This window comes from Haloplanus sp. GDY1, assembly GCF_023703775.1.
GTDB classification, from domain to species: Archaea; Halobacteriota; Halobacteria; order Halobacteriales; family Haloferacaceae; genus Haloplanus; species Haloplanus halophilus.
The window spans coordinates 402,320-419,263 of sequence record NZ_CP098514.1; the positions used below are offsets into that span (position 1 = coordinate 402,320).

Sequence of the window (16,944 nt, forward strand, 5' to 3'; positions counted from 1 at the left end):
TCGAAAGCTTCACCGGCGCCCCGGCGGATGGACCGGTATGTCAGCGGCCGCGCCGCCGGACGGCTGGAGGGCACGGGTCGACCGCGTCGCCCTCGCCGTCCTCGCCCTCACCGTCGTCGCCCTGGTCGCCCGTCTCGTCGGCCTCGACGCCCGCTCGTTCCACTGGGACGAGGCCCGCGTCGGCTACTGGAGCCTCCGATTTCTCGACTCCGGACGCTTCGCGTACCGCCCGGTGGCGGGCGGTCCCTTCCTCTACGTCGTCGACCGATTCGTCTTCTCGCTCGTCGGGGCGACGGACGCCACCGCCCGCGCCGCCGTCGCGGTGATCGGCGGGCTCTCGCCCCTCGTGGCCCTGCTCTACCGGTCGCGCCTCGACGACGCCGAGACGGTGGCCGTCGCCGCCCTGTTGGCCGCCAGCCCCGTGCTCCTCTACTACGGCCGCTTCCTCCGCGGCGACGTCCCTCTCGCCGTCTTCGGCCTCGTCGTCGTCGGGTGTGCGGTCCGGCTGCTGGACGGGGGAAGCCCGCGCTACCGGTACCTCGGCGCCGCCGCCCTCGGCCTCGCGGTGGCGTCGTCGGGGTTCGTCGTCGGCTACCTCGGCTGCTGGCTGGCCGCGGCGGCGCTCACCCTGGACCACCACCGCCTCGTCGGCGAGGGGGCCTCCGCCCGCCGGGCGCTCGAACGGGCCGTCGACCGCCTCCGCGGGTCGACCCGTTCCGCGTTCGGCGCGCTCGGCGTCCTGCTGGCGGTCCACCTGTTCTTCTACGCGCCCCGTGCGGGCGGGGCGATCCGCCCCTCGGTCGCGACGGTGGAAGCGGCCTTCCTCGGATCGGTTCGGAGGTTCTATCGCGTGCGCGTGGTCGGCCGGCGGCAGGGCGGCGAACACGAACTCCTCCCGTATCTGAGCGCCCACGCGGAGACGCTGCTCGCGGCCTCGGGCGTCGTCGTCGCGCTCGCGCTCGTGGGCTTTCTCGCCGACCGCTACGGCCGCGGGCCGTCCCGCCCCGTCGTCGCCTTCCACGCCTACTGGGCGGGCGCGTCGCTGCTCGTCTTTCCCGTCGTCACCGAGGAGAGCGGGGCGTGGCTGGCCGTCCACACCGTCGCCCCGCTGCTCGTCCCCGCGGCGGTGGCCGTCGGCATGCTCGTCCGGTACGGCTCGCGCGCGCTCGACCGCTCGGACGCGACGGGCGTCGCCGTCGCCGCACTGATCGGCGTCGCCGTCGTGGGACAACTCGGCGTCGCCGTCGCGGGCACCGCCTACGGGCCGACGAGTGCGGCGAACCCGCTCGTCCACGACGCCCAGCCGGCGGACGACCTCGACCCCTTCGTCGCCGACGTGTCGGCCGCCATCGAGGGCAACGAGGGGACCGACGTGCTGTTCTACGGCTCGACGTTCGTCCCCCCGGGCGAGACGGACTTCGACCGGCCGCCGGTGGGCGACACGTGGGGGAATCGCCTCCCGCTGTCGTGGTATCTCGAACGGCTGGATGCGGAGACCGACGGCGTCCGCGGCGTGGACGAACTGGCGGACGTCGAGCGGCCGCCGCCGGTCGTGATCGCCGACGCTGACCAGCGCTCGACGGTCGCGTCACACCTCGACGGCTACGAAACGAGCACGTATCGCCTGTCGCTCTGGAACCGAGACGTCGTCGTGTTCGTCCGCTAGCGGAAGCCCATCGCCTCGATCTGTTCCTGATACCGGTTGCGGATGGTGACCTCGGTCACCTGGGCGACGTCGGCCACCTCGCGCTGGGTCTTCTTCTCGTTGCAGAGCAGGGAGGCGGCGTAGATGGCCGCCGCGGCGAAGCCGGTGGGCGACTTGCCCGACAGCAGCCCCTGTTCGGCCGAGACGTCGATGATCTCCGTCGCCTTCGCCTGGACCTCCTCGGAGAGGTCGAGGGCGGAGGCAAAGCGGGGGACGAACTGCTTGGGGTCGACCGGCTTGAGTTCCAGGCCGAGTTCCTGGGAGATGTAGCGGTAGGTCCGACCGATCTCCTTCTGCGGAACGCGTGACACCTCGGCCACCTCGTCGAGCGATCGGGGGATGCCCTCCTGTCGGCAGGCGGCGTAGAGGGCGGCCGTGGCGACGCCCTCGATGGAGCGCCCGCGGATGAGGTCCTCGTTGAGCGCGCGCCGGTAGATGACCGAGGCGACCTCCCGGACCGAGCGCGGAACGCCGAGCGCCGAGGCCATGCGGTCGATCTCCGAGAGCGCGAACTGGAGGTTGCGCTCGCCCGCGTCCTTCGTCCGAATCCGCTCCTGCCACTTGCGCAGGCGGTGCATCTGCGAGCGCTTCTCGGAGGAGAGCGACCGCCCGTAGGCGTCCTTGTCCTTCCAGTCGATGGTCGTCGTCAGCCCGCGGTCGTGCATCGTCTCGGTGATCGGCGCGCCGACCCGGGACTTGCTCTGTCGCTCCGAGTGGTTGAACGCCCGCCACTCCGGCCCGCGGTCGATCTGTCGTTCGTCGATGACGAGCCCGCAGTCGTCACAGACGAGTTCCCCCTGGTCCGCGTCCGTGACGATGTTGTCGGATCCACACTCGGGGCAGTCAACGGATTCGTCCGCTTCCTGTTCGGTTTCTTGGCTCCGCTGACGTTGGCGGCTCGGACGTTCCATTATAAGTGTCGTGGCGAACCTCCTATTTAATTCTTTGGCTGATTGTAGAGATCGCGCCCGGATCGGCCGACTCCGTGGGGCGGCGACCGCTCGCGACCGCCGTTCGGCGGGACTCGGGTCGGCGTGACCGGACGCGTTCGAGCACTGCCTCGGTCGTCGGTTCGCGTTGTGACGGCTCCGTTCGACGGCGTTCCGGCTTCCGGGCGTTCGTACCGGATCGGGGGGTCGAAGCGGTGGCGGGTCGGCCGCAGTCGCGCCGGAAATCGCACCGGTCGCTCGGGGCGCGACGAGCGACCACCGCGTTCATAACGCCTCGGGAGTAGACCCGCATAGAGGATTCGAGCAATGGCGTTCGTAGCCACTCTGGGCGCACTCGCTCTCAACGCCGGGGCGGTCGGCCTCCTCGGCTGGCTGACCTGGACGGCGTTCCAGTCCCGGGAGCAACCGAGCGCCGAACCGTTCGTCGCGCTCCTCGCCACCCTGACGCTGTGGGCCGCCCTCGCGTTCGGGGCGAATCTCCCCTGGCTGTCCCACGGCAGTTTGCTCGCTACGATCCTGGGGCTGGGCCAGTTCGGGACCGCCCTCGTCATCCCCGGCATCTGGACGGTGTACGCACTCAGTTACACCGGCCGCGGAACCGGGCTCACGTGGCGACGGATCGCTCTGCTGGCCGGGATCGCGCTCCCGGTTCTCGTGATCGCCGTCGTCATCGCGGTCGGTCCCGCCGAATCGGTCGTCGAGTACGTGGCCGCGTCGATGCTCGGCACCGAGATTCTCTACCTGTCGGCGCTCTCACTCTACGGGACGTACCTCCTGGCCGACCTCGGCGGCAGCCACGCCCGCGTGTCCAACACCCAGATCGCGGTGCTGACGGTCGGCGTCGCCGCCCCCTACCTCGTCGGTCTGCTGGGCAACAACTCCGGCCTCGCGAACGGCGCGGCGGTCGGGCTCGTCCTCTCCGGTGGCCTCCTGGCGCTCGCCATGCGGCGGTATCCGGTGATGACTGGCTTTCCGAAGGCCGACTACGTCGCGCGGAGCCGCGTCGTCGAAACCCTCCAGGAGCCCGTCGTGGTGCTCGACTGGGACGATCACATTCTCGACCTCAACGAGGCGACCGTGGCGTTGTTCGACCGCTCCGCGGCGGAGCTGATCGGCGAGCCGGTCCGATCGGTCATCGACGGCCTCGATCGGACCGAATTTCCCGTCGACGCCACGGGCACGGTGACCCTCCAGACGACGAAGGGCCGCCGCCAGTTCCAGTTCAGCGTCTCCGCCGTCGACGAAGGGGGATCCGACGAGGTCGCCAGAACGGTGCTCTTCCGGGACGTGACCGACCGGCAGACCCGAGAGCAGCGGCTCACGGTTCTCAACCGGGTGCTCCGCCACAACGTGCGCAACGATCTGGACGTGGTGCTCTCGTACGCCGACCACATCGACGACGACGACGTTCGGACCGGCATCCGGGAGAGGGCGACCGACCTGCTCGAACTCAGCAGCAAGGCCAGGGACGCCGAAGACGTCATGACCGCGAGTACCGACCCGCCGGAGCCGGTCGATATCGCGGACGTCGCAGCCTCCGTGGTCGAGCAGTTCCGGACCGACGACTACTCCGGTAACATCACGCTCGACTGCCCCGACGAGGTGCGGATCTCCTCGCACCGCACCGTGATCCGACGGGTTCTCTCCGAACTGGTCGAGAACGCACTCGTCCACTCGGACGCGGACACGCCGCAGGTCGACGTCCGGGTCCGAGACGGTCCGGACGCGGCAGCCGAACTCGTCGTGGCGGACGACGGGCCGGGACTCCCCCAACGGGAACAGGAGATCCTCGCCGCCGGAACCGAGACGCAGCTCAAACACGGACGGGGACTCGGACTCTGGTTCGTCAACTGGGCCGTCACGCAGCTCGGCGGCGACCTTCAGTTCCGGGGGAACGATCCCGGTAGCGTCGTCACGGTCCGCCTGTACGGGACGTCACCGTAGCCGCTCAGTCGCTGACGACGGTCGTTCCGGCCAGCCTGTCGCCGAGACGCTGCCGTCGATCCGACAGAACCATCCCGGCGATCCCGACGAGGTACAGGCTGGGCAACCAGTCGACGAGACGCGCGACGTTTCGGATCAGCGCAGCCCCGAGCGACGGCGCCGAGCCGTCGGTACTCGCCACGCGGATGTTCACGAGCGCTTTCCCGATCGTCTTCCCGAATCGCCACTCGCAGAGGGCGTGGTATCCGAGCGTCAGTACGACCCACAGGCCAAGCGCTATCGACCCGGGAGTCCCGCTCAGGCTCGTGTGTACTCCCTGCGCCCCGGTTTCGACTTGTCCGGTGACCACCCCCGTAACGGTGATCGCCACGAACAGGAGGGCGAACCAGACGAACGAGTCGATTCCGATAGCCACACCTCGAATACCGATCCCGCAGTATTCGGCACGGTCCGTCGCTGCCATACCTACCCGAAAGGTCGACGATCGGGGATAAACATCCGAGAGCAGCGTTTCTGCCCCAGACATACGCCGCCCGTCGCGACGGCTCGTGGACCGTCCGTTCGACGTGGGGACGACGCCCGTCGACCCGCGGACTGCCCTGCGTGCCCACGCCCGTTCCGAGCGGCTTCGCCCCCGATCCGACGGGGAAGAACGCGGCCACCCTGTTTCCGAGTCGGAAGCGGCAAGCAACACTAAACCAGTCTCCGACCTACCGTGACGGTATGCGCGGATACCACAACCCTTCCGGTCGTCGGCGTGGGAAACAGTCACCGCGATGGGTGCACACTCGCTGCGAGGCCACCGGAGGTCGATGAGGGACGATGACCGACGAGCATAGGGCGGCGATCACGTTCGACGGCTACCCCGATCCGCTCCTGGCCTACGCCGTCGAGGGCGACGAGCCCCGTATCACGGCGACGAACGACGCCTTCCAGGCGGCTTTCGACGGTCCCTCGGCCGGTCAGCCGGTCGGCGTGGTGTTCGAGCGATGTCGCGTCGTCGATTCGACCGGCGACGCGGATCCCGTGACGCATCTCCGCCGGGGCGACTGCGCGGGCATCTATCTCGACGGCGTCGGGGAGGTGGGTCCCTTCTTCGCTCGGATCGTCCCGTCCGACGACGATACTGGACGCGTCGTCTTCTCGGACGTGAGCGACTGCCCCGAAATCGCGGACTCCCCTGCGATCGACCGGGTCGGGAGCGTGATCAGCCACGACCTCCGTAACCCGCTCGACGTCGCCGAGGCACACCTCCGGGCCGCCCGAGAGACCGGGGACGCGGAACACTTCGATGCGGTAGCCGCCGCCCACGACCGGATGGAGCGGATAATCCGGGACGTCCTCACGATCACGCGCAACCGTACCGCCGTGGATCCCTCGGACGACGTCGCTATCGACGTCGCCGCCACGGACGCGTGGGAGTCCGTCGACACCGGGCGAGCCACTCTCGAGGTGGCGAACGAACTCCCGACCGTCACCGCCGACTCGGACCGCGTTCGACGACTGTTCGAGAACCTGTTCCGGAACGCGGTGGAACACGGACCGGCCGTCGACGACCGGTCCGCGGAACGGGAGCGGGAGGCGACCCCGGAGAGCGGGGTCCACGTTACCGTCGGCGCGTTGGAGGACGGCTTCTGCGTCGCCGACGACGGGGCGGGCATCCCGCCGGACGAGCGGGGGGCCGTGTTCGACCCGGGCTACTCGACCCGGGACGACGGAACGGGACTCGGTCTCGCGATCGTCGAGCGGATCGTGGCGGCCCACGACTGGACGATCACCCTCACCACGGCCACGGACGGTGGTGCGCGGTTCGAGATCCGTTTCTAGCACCGATGCCCGAACCTGTCACCGGAACCGACAGACCATTGTCGACCGAACACCCTCCGATCACCCATGGATGACCGGCTTCGGCGCGCGCCCATCGGTGTACTCGACGTCTCGCCGGACGGGACCGTCACCGGCGTGAACGAGGTCGCTCGGTCACTGATCGGGGTTTCGGACGACGCCCTCGGAGCCCCTCTCGCCGAGGTCGTTCCTCGCTCGGTCGAAGATTCGCTCCTGATCGCCTTCGAGGGGGACTCCGTCACCGACACGTCCTTCGAGGAGTACTATCCCGACCTGGAGCGGTGGCTCGACGTCTCGGTCGTTCCCGGTGACGACGGCGTCGCCGTCTACGTGCAGGACGTGACGGAACGGCGCCGTCACGAGCAGTCACTCGGACGGCTACGGCAAGAGCGGAAGCGAACGGCCGTCATCGAGGACGTGCTTTCGGAACTCCTCGCGAACCTCGTCGGCGCCGTCTCCCGCGAGGAGATCGCCGAGACGGTCTGTCGGGAACTCGGCGACACGGACCTGTACGAATTCGCCTGGGTCGGGGAGCGCGATATCGGCAGCGACGAGCTTGTCATCCACGCCGTGGCGGGTGAGACGGGTGAGACCTTCGCGGCCATCCGCGACGCGCTCGCGGACGATACGGCGACCACGCCCGAGGAGCGGGCGGTCGAAACCGGCCGGCTCCGGACCGCACAACCCCTGGCGGACGACGCTCACGTTCCCGAGTCGGTTCAGTTGGCCGGGTTTGCTGACGGCGTCCAATCCGCGCTGGCGATTCCACTCTCGTACGGCACGAACGTACACGGCGTGGTCGGCGTGTACGCGAGCGGAACGGCGGCGTTCTCGGATCGCGAGCGAACCAGCTTCGAGACGCTGGGCGACGTCGCTGGCTTCGCGATCACCGCCGCCCGCAACCGGAATTTGCTGCTCTCCGACACCGTCGCGGAGCTCACCTTCGAGGTCGGTGACAGCTCGGTCCTGTCCCGGCTCAGTCGGGCGCTCGATTCGACGGTGCGGCTGGACGGATCGGTCCCCCTCGGGGACGACGCGTTGCTCTGTTTCGTCTCGGTCGAGGGAGCCGACGCCGACGCCGTCGCGGCCGCTGCCGACGACATCGACGGTATCGGCGACGTCAGAGCCATCAGCGGGTCCGATTCGGGGAGTACCGTCGAACTCTCGGTACTGGGGTCGACTCCGCTGCTCGCCGTCTCGTCCCTCGGTGGAACCGTTCGGCGTGCGACCTTCGAGCGGGGAACCGGACAGCTCGTCGTCGAGCTTCCGCCCGACGGCGACGTGCGGCGGATTGCGGATACCGTCAGCCGCGACTACGATCTGGAGTTCGTCGCGAAGGCGGAACGGGAGCGGTCGGTCACGACCGCCCGCGAGTTCCGGGACGCGCTGGACGACCGGCTGACCGACCGACAGCGGACCGTCCTCCGGACCGCCTACCTCGCTGACTACTTCGAATCCCCCAGGGGCAGCACGGCGGAGGAAGTCGCAGCCTCGCTCGACATCGCTGGCTCGACGCTCCTGCACCACCTCCGCGCCGGACAGCGAAAGCTACTCGACGCGTATCTCGACGAGAGTGCAGGCGCCGACTGACGGCCCCCGGATCGGACCCGCGCCGGCCCCGCGGCTTCGGGAGCGTCGGCCCCCGTCGCTCAGACCACTTCGCGCTCGATTCGGTCGAACTGCGCGAGGATGCTGTCGTCGGACAACAGCCGCTGGGCCCGTCGTTCGAGTTGCTCCGCTCGCTCCGCGACCTCCGCATACCCCTCGTGGTCGCGACGCCTCTCCGAACTCGTCTCCGCTTCGAGCACCGCGCGTTTGGCTTCGGCGCTGAAGAACTCGCCGAGCGTTTCGTACGCGAGGATCTGGCGTTGCTGATCCACCACGGCGCGCACGTCCTCGCGGTCGACCGGTTTACACAGGTAGTCGTCGAAGGGCAACTCGAGGACCTCGAACCCGGGATCGACCGCGGTCACCATCACGACGCGCCCGTAGAACCCCCGCTCGACCAGTTCCGTGAGGACGTCGTCACCCGACATGCCCGGCATGTGCCGGTCCAGGAGGACGACGTCGATCGGTACGTCGTCGACGAGCGACAGCGCCTCCTCGCCGCCGTATGCGGTTTCGACCTCACAATGTCCCCGCAGCCGCAACGCGTACGCGTCCGCCACTTCCTTTTCGTCGTCGACGACGAGCGCACGTACGCGCTCCGCGCCATCGTTTCCGGGCATCTGTGTCGCTGGCTCGGGCGGGCGTTGTGGCCGAATCCACATAACTGATGCCTTTCGCCTCTCGGGACGTCTGCACTCCTAGAGTTTGCTCTGCAGGAACGTCTGCATAGCTAGCATCGGTGTCCAGGGGGACGGAGGGCGTCCCAAACGGTATGTCCGTTCACCCCGCGATCCCCGAGTCGAAGCGGTCGACCGACGACCTCACGAAGGCCGAGCTACTCGATCTCTTCGGCGACGAGTACACCCGGCGCGTCTACGAGGCCATCGCCGAGCGACCACGGAGCGGCCGTGACGTTGCCGACGCTGCCGACGTCTCGAGATCGACCGCCTATCGCCGGCTCAACGACCTTCGCGACGCTGGCCTCGTCCGAACCGAGCTGACGATCTGCGAAGACGGCCACCACCGGGAGCGGTTCGAGGCCGTCGCCACCTCGCTCACGATCACCCTCGACGACGGCGACATGGCTGCGCGAGTCAGCGTCGCGGACTGAGGCCGCGCCCACCGCGCGACTCACCCCTCGGCGGGCCGTGTCGTCTCGGCGGCCTCGTACTTGTCCTCGAACTCCTGGATGAGTTGGCCCATCTTGGCGTACCAGTCGTTGAGCATGCGCTGCATGTCGTCGGCGATCTTCGAGGGATCGGTCGGCGAGTAGACGTGATAGTAGCCGCCCTGGTCGTAGTTGACCTGCTCTTTCCCGATGAATCCCGTCTGGAGCAGGCGCTGGACGGCGCGGTAGGCCGTGGACCGTTCCCGGTCGACCGCCTCCGCGATCTCGTCGACGGTCATGGGCTCCTCGGCCTCGACGAGGGCCTGGAAGCACGCCCTGTCGAGCTGTTTGAGTCCGTGGAAACACTCCAACAGCCCCTCACACTCCATATCCCGCTGGAGTTGCTCGGCCATCGAATCCGGCATTGGTCTCCCCGGACGGTAGACGCCGCGCGGTTAAAATGTTTGTGCAGAGATGACACAATTTCGCGGCGAGACCGCCGGCGGCACAAAGGTATTAGTTCCGACCGTCCGTCGCCCCGGCCATGCAGGACGCCGTCAACTCGCTCGTCGAGCGCTACCAAGGGGTCGCACCGGATCGGCTCCGGGTGGCACTCTGGTACGAGGGCGACCAGCACGAAGTCGTCTACGCCCGGGACGACGTGGTCGAGATGTACTCGCCGGAGGAGTTCGACGCGAAGGTCGAACAGCTGGTGGTCGAGGGGCTCGGCGATCAGCCGAATCAGGAGCAGTTTCGGCTCTACGGCGAGATGAACGTCGTCATCCGGCGGTTCGACAAGGCGATCATGCTCCACTTCCCGCGCGAGGAGTTCACCGGCGTCGCCGTGACGTTCGACAGCGCCGCCGCCCCCTCGCTCGACACCCTCGCCGACGTCGGCCTCGACGCGCTGTCCGGGGGCGGCGCGAGCGATCAGTAGGACCGCCAGCCGGCGGCGCGGCCGCCGAGGCCCCGCAGGCGGAGTTCACAGTCCTCGTCGGTCTCCCGCGTCTCGACCACGCCGTCGATCAACTGCGTGAGGATGCTCTGCTCCCGGTCGGTCGGCGAGTCGACGACGAACACGCCCAGCCCGCCGACGCTCTCGATCTGTCCGGTCAGCACGTGCAACATTCGGTAGACGCGCTGGAGGTCGTGGTACATCAGGAACGTCGACAGCGAGTGGACGCCGAACCGAATCGGCCGGTCCGAGGCGTGGGCTCGGCGGAACTGTCCCGAGAGTTCGATGCTGAGGCCGGTCATGTCGTGCGGCGAGGAGAGATAGGAGGTGGTCTCCGTCTCGCGGACGGTCCCGAGGCCCCGCGTCTTGGTCACGCAGTCGACGACGTGCAACAGTCCGGGCTGTCGGTCGCCGTTCCACTCGCGGAAGCGTTCCAATAGTTTGCCCGCACCGAGTTTCGTCGTCACCATGATCGTCTCCTCGTCCGGGTCGCCACCGAGGAGGCGGATCATGAGTTCCCGCTTGCGCGTGAGCGGCGGTCCAGAGATGAGCAGGGAGGTACCGGGGGCAAATTCGTCGACCGGCAACACCTCCGGAGTCGAATATGCCATCTGGGGTGGGCAACGCCGCGCCGCGCCTTCAAACTGGGGTTGTCCGCGTCCGCCGGCCCCCGAACGGCCGATCACGCGGGCGCACGTTTAAGGCGGTGCCTCGCATAGCGCCGACGAACGATGTCAGGGGACGCGGCGTCGGGAACCGAGGGGGCGCTCGACGAACTCCGGCGACGGGTCGTCCGCACCTACGAGATGCTCCGCGGATCGACGATCGACGCCCGTCCCTTTCGTCCGGGCGAGGACGGCCCGCTCGCGACGTTCGACGTCCCCTCGGGACACGAGGAACTCGACCGCTACTGGGTGAACGCCCCCTTCGCGTACGTCGTCGTCACGCACGACTCCGAGGAGAGCGCGAACAGGTACCACGCGGTCGAACCCGACCTGGACGCCTTCGAGGAGTCCCTCCTGGAGCGGGTCCGGGAGGACATCCGCGACCCGCTCCTGTTCCGCACCGAGGCGGACGAACCCACCGACGAGTCGGTGCTCGAAGCCGAACTCGAATCACTCCTCGAGGAGTACGGCGTGGAGGTGGACATGCACACGTTCCACAAACTCCGTTACTACCTGATCCGGGACTTCGACGGGTTCGGTCGTCTCGACCCCCTCATGCACGACGGGCACATCGAGGACGTGTCGTGTGACGGCTACGACCTGCCGATCTTCGTCTATCACGACCAGTACACCGACATCCAGACGAACGTGATCTTCGAGGATCCCGACGAACTCGACAACTACGTGGTCAGACTCGCCCAGCAGTCCGGCCGTCACATCAGCGTCGGCGACCCCGTCGTCGGGACGACCCTCCCCGACGGCTCCCGCGTCGAACTCGCGCTCGGCGAGGAGGTGACCCCGCGGGGGTCGGCCTTCACCATTCGCCAGTACGCCGACGACCCGTTCACGCCCGTCGACCTCGTCGAGTACGGCACCTTCAACGTCGAACAGATGGCGTACCTCTGGCTCGCCATCGAGAGCAACAAGTCGCTCATCTTCGCCGGCGGCACGGCGTCGGGCAAGACCACCTCGATGAACGCGGTGTCGATGTTCATCCCGCCGCGCTCGAAGGTGCTCTCCATCGAAGACACCCGGGAACTGTCGCTGTACCACGACAACTGGCTCTCCAGCGTCACCCGCGAACGCATGCACGAGGGCGCCGACATCGACATGTACGACCTGCTGCGCTCGGCGCTCCGTCACCGCCCGGAGTACATCATCGTCGGCGAGGTTCGGGGCGACGAGGCGGTGACGCTGTTCCAGGCGATGAACACGGGTCACACGACGTTCTCGACGATGCACGCCGACAGCATCGAGACGGTGATCAACCGACTGGAGAACGAGCCGATCAACGTGCCCCGGGCGATGATCCAGTCGCTGGACCTGCTCTGTGTCCAGCGGCTCACCCGCCTCGACGGCGAGCGGGTGCGACGGTCCAACGCCATCAGCGAAATCGGTGGCATCGACCAGCGAACCGGCGAACTCGACTACTCGAACGCCTTCCGGTGGGAGCCGGACACGGACACCTTCGACCGGCAGGACAGCTCCCTCCTCGACGAGATCCAGGACGAGCGCGGCTGGTCGCGGACCGAACTGCTGCGGGACCTGCGTGACCGGCGCCGCTTCCTCACCGCCCTCCGGGAGCAGGGGATCACCGACTACCGGCAGTTCACCGCCCTCGTCAACGAGTATTACGCGGATTCGGAACGGGTGCTCGAACGACTCGACGGGCTGACGGACTCGGAGTCGTGATCGCTCCCCTCCTCCCCCTGGTCGTCGTGGCCGTTCTCGCGCTTCCAGTCCTGCTCTCGCCGGTGAGCCGGCGAGCGGACCTGCTGCTCTCGCGACTGGCCGTCCCCCTCTTCGGCGACTACGTGGGGGGGAGTGCCCGTCGCTCCTGGCAGGTCAGGCGACTGCGAGCCACCCACGTCGGCACCACCCACCGGGTGTTCGCCTCGCGGACGCTGTTCGTCAGCGGCCTCGCGGGCGTCGTCGGCGCCATCCTCGGCGTCTACGCCGCCGTCTGGCTGGTCGACGTCTTCTCGATCAGTCGGGCCGCCATCCTCGCGGTCGTTCCGCCGCCGCTCTCCTTTCTCGCCGGCCTGACGCGCCTGCAGGACCTGACCCTGCTCGGCCTGTTCGTCCTCTTCCTGTTCTTCGGGGCGACCCTGGGATCGGTGCTGGCGCTCGGCACCTACTGGGCGCGGTGGGCGTATCTCGGCCAACTGGCCGAAGCGCGGGCGAGCGAGATCGAAGCGACGCTCCCCCGGACCATCGCGTTCGTCTACGCGCTCTCGCGGAGCGGGATGCCCTTCCCGTCCGTGCTGGACACCCTCGCCCGCAACGACGACATCTACGGCGAGGCCGCCCGCGAGGTCGGGGTCGCGGTGCGGGACATGAACGCCTTCTCGACGGACATCCTGACCGCGCTCCGGCACACCGCCGACCGGACGCCCAGCGAGGGGCTGGAGGAGTTCGCCGACAACCTGGCGAGCGTCCTCGGCAGCGGCCGGAACCTCTCCTCCTTTCTCCGCGAGCAGTACGAACGCTACCAGGAGGAGGCGGAGGCCCAGCAGGCGCAGTATCTCGAACTCGTCTCGACGCTGGCGGAGGTGTACGTCACGCTGCTGGTCGCCGGGCCGCTCTTTCTCATCACCGTCCTCGTGGTCATCGGCCTCGTCATCGAGGACACGCTCACCGTCGTCCGCATCGTGGGCTACGCCGGCATTCCGCTCGCGTCGGCGGCCTTCGTCGTCTACATCGACAGCCTCACGCAACACGACACCGCCCTGACGAACGTTCGCGACGACGTCGCCGCGGCCGTGGGCGTCGGCGCGTCGGACGGCAGACCGTCGACGCCCCGCTCCGACGGCGGGGCGGCGATGGCGGCACAGCGCCGGAACGCGGAGCGACTCGCGGCCTACGACCGGTTGCACGCGCTCCGCGAGTCGCTCCGGGATCCGGTGCGGAGCGTCCTCGAACGACCCTGGATCAGCTTCGTGGTGACCGTCCCGCTCGGCGTCGGCTGGGTGCTGTACCGGGCCGTCCCCATCCCGCTCGGACCGTCGGCGCTCGGCACCCTCGACCACCCGGTCGTCGAGGCCTCGGTGTTCGTCATGGCCGTCTTCGCCCTCCTTCACGAGACGCACAAGCGCCGGATCCGGCGCATCGAGCGCGCCGTGCCGGACTTCCTCGACCGTCTGGCGAGCGTCAACGAGGCGGGGATGACCGTCGTTGAGAGCATCGAACGCGTCGCCGGCACCGACCTCGGGGGGCTGGAGGAGGAGGTCGACCGCACCTGGCGGGACATCCGCTGGGGGGCGGACGCCGCCGACGCCCTCCGCCGACTCGCCGTCCGGACCCGCGCCCGGATGGTCTCCCAGGCGGTCACGCTGATCACGAACGCCATGAACGCGAGCGGCGACATCGCGCCGGTGCTGCGCATCGCCGCCGACGAGGCCCAGGAGACGCGACGCCTCCGCCGGGAGCGCCGCCAGGAGATGCTCACCTACATCCTCGTCATCTACATCTCCGTGTTCGTCTTCCTCGGCATCATCGCCGCGCTGACCGTCGCCTTCATCCCCGCCGTCCAGCAGGCCGCGGGCCCGTCGGTGACGACGCCGTCGAACGCCCCCAGCGTCGGCCTGACGGGCGCGTTCACGGGGACCGAGGTGAACACCGGCGCGTACGAACTCCTCTTCTTCCACATCTCCGCCATCCAGGCGGTCTGTTCGGGGCTCATCGCCGGCCAACTCGCGGAGGGCGGGATCGCCGACGGCGTCAAACACGCGACGGGACTGCTCGCGCTGACGTACCTCGTGTTCGCGCTCGCGCTGCTCTGAGCGACGACACCACGGCCTTATCCTCGTCCACGTACAGGGGCGCGTATGGACCGCCCCGATCCGCGGCACACCTACGACCGCATCGCGGACCACTTCGCCGCGACGCGGGAGCATCCGTGGCCGGAGATCACGTCCTTCGTCGACGAGGCGCCGGCGGTCGACCTGGCGCTCGACGTCGGCTGCGGGAACGCCCGGCACGCCGAGGTGCTCGCCGAGGCCGCCGACCGCGTGGTCGGCCTCGACGCCAGCCGCGGCCTCCTGCGGACGGCGCGCCGACGGGCGGTCGAGCGCGGCTTCGACGCCGACCTGTGCCAGGGCGACGCGGCACGTCTCCCGGTCCGTCCCGACCGGGTCGACCTCGCGGTGTACGTCGCGACGCTCCATCACCTCCGCCCGCGGGCGACGCGGGTCGCCAGCCTCGACGAACTCGCGCGGGTGCTCGCTCCGGGGGGTCGGGCGCTCGTCGGCGTCTGGAGTACGACCCACGACCGCTTCGACGCGACGACGGGGTTCGACACGGCCGTCGACTGGACGCTGCCGGACGGCGAAACCGTCCCGCGATACTACCACATCTACGACCCCGACGAGTTCGACGCCGACCTGGGGGAGAGCGACCTGACCGTCCACGAGCGGTTCGAGTCGAGCGGCAACTGCTACGCGGTGGTCGGCCCCGGCGGGTGAGCGGTCGGGACGGGAGCGCGCACAGACGTGGTGGACTTAACCCCCCGGCGGGGGTAGTGGGCCACGATGACCGAAACCGACTACGACGTCGCGGTCGTCGGCGGCGGGCCGGCCGGCCTGACCGCCGCACTCTACACCACCCGCCTCGGGCTGGACACCGTCGTCGTGGACCGCGGCGGCGGCCGCGCGGCGATGATGCAGGACACGCACAACGTCATCGGCGTCACCGAGGACGTCTCCGGCGTCGAGTTCCTCCGGACCGCCCGCGAGCAGGTGCAGGCCTACGGCGCGACCTACCACCGCGGGTTCGTCTCCGCCATCGGCGACGGCGACGACCGACGGTTCGCCCTCGACGCCGACGACGCGACGTTCGGTGCCGACCGGGTCGTCCTCGCGACCGGCTTCTCCGACGCGAAACCCGACCCGCCGCTCCCCCCGACCGGCCGCGGCCTCCACTACTGCCTCCACTGCGACGCCTACATGTTCGTCGACGAGTCGGTGTACGTGATGGGTCACGGCGACAGCGCCGCCTACGTCGCCATGATCATGCTCAACTTCACCGACGAGGTCGACCTGCTCACCCGCGGCGACGACCCCACATGGGGCGACGAGACCGACCGCATGCTCCGCGCCCACCCCGTCGACGTGATCCACGAGGACGTGACGGGCGTGAACCGCGGCCCCGACGGCTGGCTGGAGAGCTTCGAGTTCGAGGACGGCACCGTCCGCGAGTACCGCGGCGGCTTCCCGATGTACGGGTCCGAGTACAACAACGACCTCGCGGCCGACCTCGGCTGTGACCTGAACGACGACGGCACCGTCGTCGCCGACGACCACGGCCGGACGAGCGTCGACGGGGTCTACGCCGTCGGCGACCTGGTGCAGGGCCACAACCAGATTCCCGTGGCCATGGGTCAGGGCGCGAAGGCCGGCATCGCGATCCACATGGACCTCCGTCCGTTCCCCCGGAGCGTCGACGACATCGAGGCGGCGGGTCCGGTCGACGCCGACGAGGTGCCGGCGATGTCCGAGTCGCTGCGGGAGACCGCGCGGGCGTTCCGGGAGGCAGCCACCGAGGCGGCCGCGGACGACTGACGGCGGCAAACGTAACTGCCTTATTCCGCGACCCTGAAGCGACGCCTGGGCGCCGGTGGTCTAGTGGTAGGACCTGAGCCTTCCAAGCTCATGGCCCGGGTTCAAATCCCGGCCGGCGCACTACGACCTTTTACTGCGCTCGCTTCGCTCGCTTGTAAAAGCTCGATCAAAAGCCTTCGAGTCTCTCGATGGTCGACTCTCGGCCCGCTCGCTCACTCCGTTCGCTCGCGGTACTCGGACTCAACCTACCCAACGATTCATCGAGGCTTCCTGTGAGGCTTCGAAGAAACGAACGAGTCCAGCCGCGAGTTCCAGATCGCCGCGATGATGGTTGGCGTCGATCTTTTCCTCGCTTCCACGGGAGTTGCGTACAATCCCGCATTCAAGCGAACGAGGTTCGTGATGAACACCGGAAGCAAAGTCGTCCTCTATCGCCTTCGCTACGTCTGTGGGAACGAGTCGTAGCCCGCGCGGCGAACGCGAACGGTGTGAGCAGAACGACCGTGGTTCGAATCCGGCCGGCGCATCCGCAGACCGGCGTCTTCTGGTTGGTTTCCGGCTTCTACAGCAAGAACGGAAGCAAAGCAGAGTACGGCCTCGAAAACG

Annotated in this window: 15 protein-coding genes and 1 tRNA gene; 11 read left to right on the forward strand and 5 right to left on the reverse strand. The window is 68.7% G+C overall.

Annotated elements, in window-relative coordinates; all coding sequences use genetic code 11:
* Positions 1-37 precede the first annotated feature (37 nt).
* Complete coding sequence (locus NBT67_RS02245) at positions 38-1,666, forward strand: flippase activity-associated protein Agl23 (protein WP_251343195.1); 1,629 nt, start codon at positions 38-40, stop codon at positions 1,664-1,666.
* Here NBT67_RS02245 and NBT67_RS02250 read toward each other — a convergent pair.
* Complete coding sequence (locus NBT67_RS02250; protein ID WP_114449882.1) at positions 1,663-2,616, reverse strand: transcription initiation factor IIB; 954 nt, start codon at positions 2,614-2,616, stop codon at positions 1,663-1,665. The two genes, NBT67_RS02245 and NBT67_RS02250, sit on opposite strands and share 4 nt — an antisense overlap.
* Before the next feature lie 345 nt (positions 2,617-2,961).
* Between NBT67_RS02250 and NBT67_RS02255 the strand changes: the two genes are divergently transcribed.
* Positions 2,962-4,599, forward strand: coding sequence for an ATP-binding protein (locus NBT67_RS02255; protein WP_251343196.1), 1,638 nt, complete (start codon positions 2,962-2,964; stop codon positions 4,597-4,599).
* 4 nt (positions 4,600-4,603) lie between these two features.
* Here the strand turns inward: NBT67_RS02255 and NBT67_RS02260 are convergent, their stop codons facing one another.
* On the reverse strand, positions 4,604-5,062 hold the full coding sequence (locus tag NBT67_RS02260) for an RDD family protein (protein ID WP_251343197.1): 459 nt from the start codon (positions 5,060-5,062) through the stop codon (positions 4,604-4,606).
* Between the two features lie 359 nt (positions 5,063-5,421).
* On the opposite strand from NBT67_RS02260, the gene NBT67_RS02265 reads away from it, so the two are divergent.
* Entirely contained in the window at positions 5,422-6,426 is a 1,005-nt protein-coding gene (locus NBT67_RS02265; RefSeq protein WP_251343198.1) for a sensor histidine kinase, read from the forward strand.
* A gap of 66 nt (positions 6,427-6,492) precedes the next feature.
* Positions 6,493-8,034: a bacterio-opsin activator domain-containing protein gene (locus NBT67_RS02270; RefSeq protein WP_251343199.1), complete on the forward strand. Its 1,542-nt coding sequence runs from the start codon at positions 6,493-6,495 to the stop codon at positions 8,032-8,034.
* Between the two features lie 59 nt (positions 8,035-8,093).
* On the opposite strand, the gene NBT67_RS02275 is transcribed toward NBT67_RS02270, so the two are convergent.
* Positions 8,094-8,672, reverse strand: coding sequence for a response regulator (locus tag NBT67_RS02275; RefSeq protein WP_251343200.1), 579 nt, complete (start codon positions 8,670-8,672; stop codon positions 8,094-8,096).
* Between the two features lie 152 nt (positions 8,673-8,824).
* Here NBT67_RS02275 and NBT67_RS02280 point away from each other — a divergent pair, with 152 nt between their 5' ends.
* The gene (locus NBT67_RS02280; protein ID WP_251343201.1) at positions 8,825-9,163 is read left to right on the forward strand and encodes a winged helix-turn-helix domain-containing protein; all 339 of its coding nucleotides are present in this window, start codon (positions 8,825-8,827) and stop codon (positions 9,161-9,163) included.
* A gap of 20 nt (positions 9,164-9,183) precedes the next feature.
* Here NBT67_RS02280 and NBT67_RS02285 read toward each other — a convergent pair whose 3' ends face one another.
* Positions 9,184-9,585, reverse strand: coding sequence for a helix-turn-helix domain-containing protein (locus NBT67_RS02285; RefSeq protein WP_251343202.1), 402 nt, complete (start codon positions 9,583-9,585; stop codon positions 9,184-9,186).
* Positions 9,586-9,704: 119 nt separating this feature from the next.
* Between NBT67_RS02285 and NBT67_RS02290 the strand changes: the two genes are divergently transcribed.
* The gene (locus tag NBT67_RS02290; RefSeq protein ID WP_251343203.1) at positions 9,705-10,097 is read left to right on the forward strand and encodes a DUF7522 family protein; all 393 of its coding nucleotides are present in this window, start codon (positions 9,705-9,707) and stop codon (positions 10,095-10,097) included.
* On the opposite strand, the gene NBT67_RS02295 is transcribed toward NBT67_RS02290, so the two are convergent.
* On the reverse strand, positions 10,091-10,726 hold the full coding sequence (locus NBT67_RS02295) for an RAD55 family ATPase (protein WP_251343204.1): 636 nt from the start codon (positions 10,724-10,726) through the stop codon (positions 10,091-10,093). The genes NBT67_RS02290 and NBT67_RS02295 overlap by 7 nt on opposite strands.
* A 120-nt stretch (positions 10,727-10,846) precedes the next feature.
* Between NBT67_RS02295 and NBT67_RS02300 the strand changes: the two genes are divergently transcribed.
* The 5 genes from NBT67_RS02300 (at position 10,847) to NBT67_RS02320 (ending at position 16,458) form a co-directional block, all read left to right on the forward strand.
* Positions 10,847-12,472, forward strand: a complete 1,626-nt coding sequence (locus NBT67_RS02300) for a type II/IV secretion system ATPase subunit (RefSeq protein ID WP_251343205.1) — start codon at positions 10,847-10,849, stop codon at positions 12,470-12,472.
* Positions 12,469-14,562 carry a type II secretion system F family protein gene (locus NBT67_RS02305; RefSeq protein WP_251343206.1) on the forward strand — a complete coding sequence of 698 codons (2,094 nt, stop codon included), beginning with the start codon at positions 12,469-12,471 and terminating at the stop codon, positions 14,560-14,562. The genes NBT67_RS02300 and NBT67_RS02305 overlap by 4 nt, the downstream gene beginning before the upstream one ends.
* 45 nt (positions 14,563-14,607) lie before the next feature.
* Positions 14,608-15,243, forward strand: coding sequence for a class I SAM-dependent methyltransferase (locus tag NBT67_RS02310; protein WP_251343207.1), 636 nt, complete (start codon positions 14,608-14,610; stop codon positions 15,241-15,243).
* 66 nt (positions 15,244-15,309) lie between these two features.
* Positions 15,310-16,338, forward strand: coding sequence for an NAD(P)/FAD-dependent oxidoreductase (locus tag NBT67_RS02315; protein WP_251343208.1), 1,029 nt, complete (start codon positions 15,310-15,312; stop codon positions 16,336-16,338).
* A 49-nt stretch (positions 16,339-16,387) separates the two neighbouring features.
* Positions 16,388-16,458, forward strand: a tRNA-Gly gene (locus NBT67_RS02320).
* Positions 16,459-16,944 lie beyond the last annotated feature (486 nt).

Excerpts from the sequence above, each read along its gene's own strand:
- NBT67_RS02300 (WP_251343205.1), top strand. The coding sequence starts at position 10,847 with ATGTCAGGGGACGCGGCGTCGGGAACCGAGGGGGCGCTCGACGAACTC.
- NBT67_RS02265 (WP_251343198.1), top strand. The coding sequence starts at position 5,422 with ATGACCGACGAGCATAGGGCGGCGATCACGTTCGACGGCTACCCCGAT.
- NBT67_RS02255 (WP_251343196.1), top strand. The coding sequence starts at position 2,962 with ATGGCGTTCGTAGCCACTCTGGGCGCACTCGCTCTCAACGCCGGGGCG.
- NBT67_RS02310 (WP_251343207.1), top strand. The coding sequence starts at position 14,608 with ATGGACCGCCCCGATCCGCGGCACACCTACGACCGCATCGCGGACCAC.
- NBT67_RS02275 (WP_251343200.1), bottom strand. The coding sequence starts at position 8,672 with ATGCCCGGAAACGATGGCGCGGAGCGCGTACGTGCGCTCGTCGTCGAC.
- NBT67_RS02290 (WP_251343203.1), top strand. The coding sequence starts at position 9,705 with ATGCAGGACGCCGTCAACTCGCTCGTCGAGCGCTACCAAGGGGTCGCA.
- NBT67_RS02315 (WP_251343208.1), top strand. The coding sequence starts at position 15,310 with ATGACCGAAACCGACTACGACGTCGCGGTCGTCGGCGGCGGGCCGGCC.
- NBT67_RS02295 (WP_251343204.1), bottom strand. The coding sequence starts at position 10,726 with ATGGCATATTCGACTCCGGAGGTGTTGCCGGTCGACGAATTTGCCCCC.
- NBT67_RS02285 (WP_251343202.1), bottom strand. The coding sequence starts at position 9,585 with ATGCCGGATTCGATGGCCGAGCAACTCCAGCGGGATATGGAGTGTGAG.
- NBT67_RS02280 (WP_251343201.1), top strand. The coding sequence starts at position 8,825 with ATGTCCGTTCACCCCGCGATCCCCGAGTCGAAGCGGTCGACCGACGAC.
- NBT67_RS02260 (WP_251343197.1), bottom strand. The coding sequence starts at position 5,062 with ATGGCAGCGACGGACCGTGCCGAATACTGCGGGATCGGTATTCGAGGT.
- NBT67_RS02270 (WP_251343199.1), top strand. The coding sequence starts at position 6,493 with ATGGATGACCGGCTTCGGCGCGCGCCCATCGGTGTACTCGACGTCTCG.
- NBT67_RS02250 (WP_114449882.1), bottom strand. The coding sequence starts at position 2,616 with ATGGAACGTCCGAGCCGCCAACGTCAGCGGAGCCAAGAAACCGAACAG.
- NBT67_RS02245 (WP_251343195.1), top strand. The coding sequence starts at position 38 with ATGTCAGCGGCCGCGCCGCCGGACGGCTGGAGGGCACGGGTCGACCGC.